Raw genomic sequence first — 7,939 nt, forward strand, 5'->3', positions numbered from 1 at the left:
GCATGAAACTGGTGAGCCTGAAACAGGGTCTTGTGCCCATTATGGCTGCGCTGCTGATGCAGGGCGCGGCGTGGGCAGAAGGCAGTGCCGATGCGGCCCTGCTGGAGATGCGCGACGCCTTCCGGCGCAACCACACGCAGGTGCTCAGCAGCCTGCTGCCCCGGGTGCGCGGCCATGTGCTCGAGCCCTTGGGCGTCTACTGGGAGGCCAAGGCCCGGCTGGAGACCGCCAGCCCCGCCGAGCTTCGCGCGGCGATGGAGCGCATGGCCGGCACCTACTGGGAAGACCGCTTGCGCAACGACTGGTTGCTGCGCTTGGGCAAGCAACGCGACTGGGTGAATTTCGAAGCCGAGCTGCCGCGCTACCGCATGAACGACGACAAGCAGGTGCAGTGCTACGCGCTGATGCTCGACGCCGTGGCGCGCCGCAAGCCGGCCGACGAAGCGGCCCGGCAGGTCGCGCAGCTCTGGCACGCGCAACGCGAGGCCGACGACGGCTGCGCCACCGCGGCCAAGGCCTTCGTCGACAGCGGCCATCTCAAGCCCGAGGTGGTCTGGCAGCGCGCGCGCCTGGCGATGGAAACGAACCGCCCCGCGGTCGTGACCCAGGCCGTTGCCCTGCTGAACCCGGACTGGGTCGGGATGGTCAGCGCCATCGCCGTGGACCCCGCGCGCTACCTCGACGAGAAGTTCACCGCCATCCGCCCGCGCACCAAGGAGCTGGTCACGCTGGCCATCATCCGCCTGGCCAGCCTGGACACCGCGGCCGCCGCGCGCGAGATGCAACACATGCGCTGGAAAACGCAGCTCACGCATGAAGAGCGCAGCTGGCTCTGGGGCGTGATCGGCAAACGCCTGGCACAGACACCGCAAGGGCCCGCCCTGGCTGCGTTCGTGAACGGCGAAGACCGGCTCATGCACGCCGACCACCTGGCCTGGAAGGCGCGCGCAGGCCTGCGTGCCGGCGCCTGGGGCCACGTGCGAGATGCCATTGCGGCCATGGGTGAGGCGCAGCGCAACGAGACCATCTGGATTTACTGGCGCGCGCGCGCGCTGCAGGCGCTCAAGGAGCCCGACGTGCTGGCCGCCCAGATCCAGGCCCTCGCCCTCTATGAATCCATCGCCTCGACCCGTGGCTACCACGAGCAGCTGGCCATGGAAGAACTGGGACGGCCCATCACCACGCCACCGGCGCCCGCCCCGCTGACACCCCAGGAGCTGGCCTGGCTGCAGGCCCACCCCGGCCTGCAGCGGGCGCTGGCCGCGATCCGGCTGGGTCTGCGCAGCGAAGGTGTGCGCGAGTGGAACTACAGCACCAACCTGCACACGGCCGGCGGCATGTCCGACCGCGAGCTGCTGGCCGCCGCCGCGCTGGCCTGCCAGAACGAGCTGTGGGACCGCTGCATCAACACCAGCGAGCGCAGCCGCGACCTGCAAGACAACACGCAGCGCTTCCCGATGCCGCACCGCGCGCTGGTGCTCAAGCGCTCGGCCGAGATCGGGCTCGACCCGGCCTACGTCTATGGCCTGATCCGGCAAGAGAGCCGCTTCATCACCGACGCCCGCTCGGGTGTGGGCGCCTCGGGCCTCATGCAGGTGATGCCGGCCACCGCGCGCTGGACCGCGCGCAAGATCGGCCTGACCGACTTCGAATCGCACCAGATCACGGACCGCGACACCAACATCCTGATCGGCACCGCCTACCTGAAGTTCGCGCTCGACGACCTGGAAGGCTCGCTCCCACTGGCCGCCGCCGCCTACAACGCCGGGCCGCAGCGGGCCCGCGCCTGGCGCGAGGGCGCCGTGCTCCCGGGCGAAATCTGGGCCGAGAACATCCCTTTCGAAGAAACCCGCGACTACGTCAAGAAGGTGCTCGCCAACACCACCAGCTACGCGGCCCTGATCACCGGCCAGCCGCAGTCGTTGCGCGCGCGCATGGGCGTGGTCGGCCCGGCGACGGACCCCAACGCCATCAACAAAGAACTGCCTTGAACAACATCCTCGTGCTCGGCGGCACCGGTTTTGTCGGCCGCCATGTCTGCGAAAAAATCCAGCGCGAGGGCTGGCGCAGCACGGTGCCCACGCGGCGCGCCCTCAACGCGGCGGCGGTGCAGCACCTGCCTCGACTGACCGTGATCGAGGCCAACGTGCACGACGAAGCCAGCCTGGTGCGCTTGCTGCCAGGGCACGACGCGGTGGTCAACCTCGTCGCCATCCTGCACGGCAACGAAGCGTCTTTCGAACGTGCCCACGTGACCTTGCCCGCCACCCTCGCGCGGGCTTGCCTGGCCACGGGCGTGCGGCGGCTGGTGCACGTGAGTGCGCTGGGTGTGGCACTGGATGGCCCCTCCATGTACCAACGCAGCAAGGCCCGGGGCGAAGAGGTTCTGCGCGCTGCCGGGCTGGAGCTGAGCATCCTGCGGCCCAGCGTGATCTTTGGCGCGGGCGACCGATTCCTGAACCTGTTTGCGCAACTGCAGGCGGTGTTTCCGGTGGTGCCGCTGGCCGGTTCCACCGCGCGATTCCAACCGGTGTGGGTAGAAGACGTGGCCAGCGCGGTGATCGCCTGCCTGCGCGACAGCGGCCTGCCGATGAGCAGCGTGGGCCAGACCTTCGACTGCGCCGGGCCCGAGGTGCTGACCCTGGCCGAGCTGGTGCACATTGCCGGGGCATTCGGCAGCCGTGCCCGGCCGGTGTTGCCGCTGCCGATGGCGCTCGGCCGTCTGCAAGCGCGCCTGATGGAGCTGATGCCCGGTGAGCCGCTCATGAGCCGCGACAACCTCGCGGCCATGCAGGTGGACAACGTCGCGAACGGCCAGTGGCCCGGGCTGTCGTCCCTGGGCATTCAGCCTGCGTCGGTGCGGGCGGTGGCACCAGGCTACCTCGGGCAGCGCGGCGGCCGCAGCCACCTGGACGGATTCCGACGCGGCCTGCGCCGCTGACACAGCGTTGGGCTGCCAGGGCTTTTGAATTTTTGGCACACTCGATCCGATTCACCACACGGGACTCCCCATGGCCACCACCCCCGCGAAATCCAAGCTGGCTGCAGCAGCCACCACCCCGCCGTCCACCTCGGCCGCCTTCCGGTTCGAACACCAGCGCGACGTGGTCAACCGGCTCAAGCGCATCGAAGGGCAGGTGCGTGGCCTGATCGACATGGTCGAGAGTGGCCGCCCTTGCGAAGACGTGGCACAGCAGATGTCGGCTGCGCGCAAGGCCATGGACAAGGCCTTCTACCGGATGATGGCCTGCTCGGTGATGGAAGCGGTGTCGGTGTCGGAGTCGGAAGACGAGACCTTTCGCGAGGTCGAGCGCTCGACGCGGATTCTCGAAAAATACGCATGAGAAGGCTCCCCCCGCAGCGCTTCGCGCTACCCCCCGAGGGGGCAACGCGAGCAGCCTGGCAAAGCCAGTTCCGCCGCGTTCTGGGCTGAGGCACTTCGCGGCGAAGCCGGTTCCGCGGCGTTCTGGGTAGGACACTTCTCGCCGGAGGCTGCTGGCCTCACCACCCTGCGCTCGAATCAATACCGCGGTTTTTTGGCATCAATGCGTCGCCAGCCGTGGCTTAGCATGGGCTTCCCTACACGGAGATTTTCCCCATGGCATTGCAGCTCTACATCGGCAACAAAAACTATTCGTCCTGGTCCATGCGCCCCTGGGTGCTGATGACGCAGGCCGGCATTCCGTTCGAAGAAGTCATGGTGCGCTTCGACTCGTTCGCGGCGGACTCGGCGTTCAAGAAGGGCCTGCGCGGCGTGAACCCGGTGGGCAAGGTGCCGGTGCTGGTCGATGACGGCTTCGCGGTCTGGGACACGCTGGCCATCGCCGAGTACCTGGCCGAGCGCTTTCCCGAGAAGGCCCTGTGGCCGGTCGATCCGAAACAGCGCGCCCGCGCGCGCAGCGTCTGCGCCGAAATGCACAGCGGCTTTGGCTCGCTGCGCAGCCACTGTCCGATGAACATCGAGGCCTCGCTGCCCGACACCGGCCGCCTGATCTGGCGCGACCAGGCCGGCGTGCGCGCCGACGTGGCGCGGCTGTGCGGCCTGTGGGGCGAGCTGCTGGCGGCGCAACCTGAAGGCGCCCTGCTGTTCGGCGACTTCAGCATCGCCGACGCCACCTTCGCCCCGGTGTGCATGCGCATCAAGACCTACGGCCTGCCCCTGCCCGCCGACCTGCAGGCCTACGTGGACCGTGTGGCCGCCCTGCCCGGGGTGAAGGCCTGGATCGACGGCGCGCTGGCCGAACACGACTTCCTCGATTTCGAAGAACCCTACCGTCTGGGGCGCTGAGCGGCCATCGGGCCAGAAGGAATGACCATGGATGTCACCGTTCACACCGTCAACGCCTTCGTCGACGACCAGGCCGGGTCGGCCATCGGGGGCAACCCCGCCGGGGTCGTGCTGGCCGCCGACGGGCTCGGCGCCGAGCAGCGCCAGGCGCTCGCCGCGCGCCTGGGCTTGTCGGAGACCGTTTTCGTCGACGCATCGGCGATCGCTTCGCGCCGGCTGGCGTTCTTCACCCCGACCCAGCAGATCGCCCACTGCGGCCACGCCACCATCGCCGCCTTCTGGCTGATGCAGCATCTGGGCCAGTTGCCCGGCGGGGTGCACAGCAAGGAAACCATCGACGGCAACCGCACCATCCTCATTGAAGGCTCGCGCGTGGCCATGGAACAAAGCGCGCCCACCTACACCGAGATCGCCACCGGCGACCCCATGCAGCAGGTGCTGGACGCGCTGCAACTGCAGGCCGACGACCTGATCGTCGGGCGCCCGCCTGCCGTGGTGCACACGGGCAATGCCTTCCTGGTGGTGGGCGTGCGCAGCCGCGAGCGCCTGGCCGCCATCCAGCCCCAGCTGGAACGGATTCACCGCCTCAGCGACACCCATGACCTGATCGGGTTCTATGTGTTCTGCCTGCAGCCCGACATGCCGGGTCGTCACGCGGCGGCGCGCATGTTCGCGCCACGCTATGGCATCAACGAGGAAGCGGCCACCGGCATGGCCGCCGGGCCGCTGGCCTGCTGGCTGCACGACCGGCTGGGCATGGCCCCAACCCGCTTCGCGCTGGAACAGGGCCGCCTCATGCCCCACCCGTCCCCCAGCCTGATCCATGTTTCGCTGGACATCGGCTCCTCGGGCATTGAACGCCTGTGGGCCGGCGGCACCGCGCGTCTGGCCCAGACACAGCGGCTTTCTTTCGACGACTGAAGAATCTCATCCCATGATCACCTGCTATCTGCGCTACGTCATCGACCCCGCCAAGCTCCAGGCATTCGAGCACTACGGCAAGCTCTGGATTCCACTCGTTGAAAAATTCGGCGGGCAGCACCACGGTTATTTCCTGCCCTCGGAAGGCGCGAACAACATCGCACTGGCCCTGTTCAGCTTCCCCAGCCTGGCGCTCTACGAAGACTACCGGTCCCGCTCCTTCGAAGACCCGGACTGCCAGGCCGCGTTCCGCTACGCCGAAGAAACGCGCTGCATCCTCAGTTACGAGCGCAGCTTCTTCAGGCCCGTGTTCGACTGAGCCTCCCAGGCCCCGGCCGGCGCCTCTACACTTGGCGCCATGGAGATCTACCTTGTGGGTGGCGCGGTGCGCGACGCCCTGATGAGCCCCCAGAGTGCCACGTCCGAGCCGTCCCACGTGGACCGCGACTGGGTCGTGGTCGGCGCCACGCCCGAGGCCATGGTGCAACAGGGCTTCCTGCCCGTGGGCCGCGACTTCCCGGTCTTTCTGCACCCTGAAACCCGTGAGGAGTACGCGCTCGCGCGCACCGAGCGCAAGACCGCGCCGGGCTACCACGGCTTCGCCTTCCACGCCGAACCGGGCGTCACGCTCGAAGCCGATCTGGCGCGGCGCGACCTGACGATCAACGCGATGGCGGTGGCCCAGGCGGAGGCCGACGACCCGACCCGCGCACGGCTGATCGACCCCCACGACGGCCAGCGTGACCTGCGCGATCGGGTGCTACGCCACGTCACCCACGCCTTCGCCGAAGACCCGGTGCGCATCCTGCGGCTGGCGCGTTTTGCCGCCCGCTTCCCCGACTTTTCGGTCGCGCCCGAAACCCTCGCCTTGATGCGCCACATGGTGGACGCCGGTGAGGTGGACCACCTGGTGCCCGAGCGGGTCTGGCAAGAACTCGCGCGCGGGCTGATGGAGCAGCGCCCGAGCCGCATGTTCGAGGTGCTCAGGGAGTGCGGCGCGCTGGTGCGGCTGCTGCCCGAGGTGGACCGGCTCTGGGGCGTGCCACAGCGCGCCGACTACCACCCCGAGGTGGACACCGGCGTGCACCTGATGATGGTGCTCGACATGAGCGCGCGGCTGGGCGCGGGCCTGCCGGTGCGCTTCGCCTGCCTGTGCCACGACCTGGGCAAGGGAACGACGCCGGCCGACATCCTGCCGCGCCACCTCGGCCACGAAGAGCGCAGCGCCCAGTTGCTGCGCGGCGTGTGCGAGCGCTGGCGTGTGCCACGCGAGAGCCGCGAGCTGGCCGACGTGGTGGCGCGGGAACACGGCCACATCCACCGCAGCAGCGAGTTCAATGCGGCGGCGCTGGTGCGCCTGCTGGAGCGCTGCGATGCATTGCGGCGCCCGGAGCGGTTTGTCGATGTGCTGCTGGCCTGCGAGTGCGATGCCCGTGGGCGCCTCGGGCATGGCGACAACCCCTACCCCCAGAGCGCCAGGCTGCGCGGCGTGCTGGCGGCGGCGCAATCGGTCGATACCGCGGGGATTGCACGCGCGGCCCAGCAGCACGGTACGCATCCGGATCACAATGCACAGGCCAGCGCGATGGCGACGGGTGACCGCATCGCCAACGCCATCCACCAGGCCCGCTGCCGCGCCGTGGCCCTGGCCCTGAATCTGGAGCACCCCGACCCCTAGGAGCCCAACATGGCCAGCAACCCGTTCAACCCTGCCCTGCCCGAAGGCATCCGCCGTTTCGGTTTCCGCAAGTGGTACGAACGTGAGCTGCTCTCCAGCCACGCCCACATGGCGCTGGCCCTGGTGTCGGCGGTGGCGCTGATCGCCAGCTTCGAGGCCTTCAAAGGCGGCAACTGGACCGAAAAACTGATCGACACGGCCTTCGTGCTGATCTGCGCCAGCGTGTCGCTCTGGGCGCTGCGCCGTTACCTCTACCTGCTGATGCACGCCGAAGAGATGGCCAACCAGGCCAACTGCGGGCAATGCAAAGCCTATGGGCTGTTGTTGCTCGACCAGGCGCGCACCGCCGAACCCGCGACCCGGCTGGTGCCGGTGTGCTGCAAACGCTGCGGTTTTCGCTGGAACATGGAAGACGCTTGAAGGGAAGCACCCCCCGCGCCGCTTCGCGTCACCCCCCTCTCTCGCCTTCGGCGGGAGGGGGACGGCACTGGCCGTCCGGCAAAGCCGGCCCGGCGGTGCCCTTGGGCTGCACCGTCTCATGCATCGGGGTGGCGCTCCGGTGCCATGCAAAGCTGGATGAGAAGAGGGGACTCCGCCAAAAGCCCGGATAATTTGGCCGCATGGCCCACCTGTTGATTGTTGAAGACGACGAATTGCTGCGCGACGGACTGAGCGCCCAGCTCATGCAGGCGGGTCACCGCATCGACACCGCCACCGACGGCGAGCAGGCGCTGGAGCGGCTCCAGAGCGATGCGTTTGACGGTGTGGTGCTCGACCTCGGCCTGCCCAAGCTGGACGGGCTCACGGTGCTGCGGCGCCTTCGGTTGCGCCTGCCGGCCCTGCCGGTGCTGATCCTCACGGCGCGCGACGGCATCGAGGACCGGGTCGAGGGCCTGAACGCCGGGGCCGACGACTACCTCACCAAACCCTTCAACCGCGACGAGCTGCTGGCCCGTCTGCAGTCGATGTTGCGGCGCGCCAGCCTGCCCGCCTTCGGCCCAGCCAGGCGCGCGGCAGCACCGGGTCCACGCGCAAGCTGCCCGCGGCGGGTG

Annotated in this window: 9 protein-coding genes; all 9 read left to right on the forward strand. The window is 68.8% G+C overall.

What is annotated here, in order from left to right:
- The first annotated feature begins 2 nt into the window (after positions 1–2).
- Positions 3–1,991 carry a lytic transglycosylase domain-containing protein gene (locus B0E41_RS04160; protein WP_077329144.1) on the forward strand — a complete coding sequence of 663 codons (1,989 nt, stop codon included), beginning with the start codon at positions 3–5 and terminating at the stop codon, positions 1,989–1,991.
- On the forward strand, positions 1,988–2,941 hold the full coding sequence (locus B0E41_RS04165) for a complex I NDUFA9 subunit family protein (protein WP_077329146.1): 954 nt from the start codon (positions 1,988–1,990) through the stop codon (positions 2,939–2,941). The genes B0E41_RS04160 and B0E41_RS04165 overlap by 4 nt, the downstream gene beginning before the upstream one ends.
- A 70-nt stretch (positions 2,942–3,011) precedes the next feature.
- On the forward strand, positions 3,012–3,344 hold the full coding sequence (locus B0E41_RS04170) for a metal-sensitive transcriptional regulator (RefSeq protein ID WP_077329148.1): 333 nt from the start codon (positions 3,012–3,014) through the stop codon (positions 3,342–3,344).
- Between the two features lie 254 nt (positions 3,345–3,598).
- A complete protein-coding gene (locus B0E41_RS04175; RefSeq protein WP_077329150.1) occupies positions 3,599–4,288 on the forward strand; it encodes a glutathione S-transferase family protein in 690 nt (229 codons plus the stop codon).
- Between the two features lie 27 nt (positions 4,289–4,315).
- On the forward strand, positions 4,316–5,209 hold the full coding sequence (locus B0E41_RS04180) for a PhzF family phenazine biosynthesis protein (protein ID WP_077329168.1): 894 nt from the start codon (positions 4,316–4,318) through the stop codon (positions 5,207–5,209).
- Between the two features lie 13 nt (positions 5,210–5,222).
- Entirely contained in the window at positions 5,223–5,528 is a 306-nt protein-coding gene (locus tag B0E41_RS04185) for an NIPSNAP family protein (RefSeq protein ID WP_077329152.1), read from the forward strand.
- Between the two features lie 39 nt (positions 5,529–5,567).
- Positions 5,568–6,887 (forward strand): multifunctional CCA addition/repair protein, encoded by a 1,320-nt coding sequence (locus tag B0E41_RS04190; RefSeq protein ID WP_077329154.1) that lies wholly within the window; start codon positions 5,568–5,570, stop codon positions 6,885–6,887.
- Positions 6,888–6,896: 9 nt separating this feature from the next.
- Positions 6,897–7,307: a hypothetical protein gene (locus B0E41_RS04195; RefSeq protein WP_077329156.1), complete on the forward strand. Its 411-nt coding sequence runs from the start codon at positions 6,897–6,899 to the stop codon at positions 7,305–7,307.
- A 200-nt stretch (positions 7,308–7,507) separates the two neighbouring features.
- A partial coding sequence (locus B0E41_RS04200) for a response regulator (protein ID WP_143433649.1) occupies positions 7,508–7,939 on the forward strand: 432 nt, incomplete at its 3' end.

Source organism: Hydrogenophaga sp. A37 (genome assembly GCF_002001205.1).
GTDB lineage: Bacteria > Pseudomonadota > Gammaproteobacteria > Burkholderiales > Burkholderiaceae_C > Hydrogenophaga.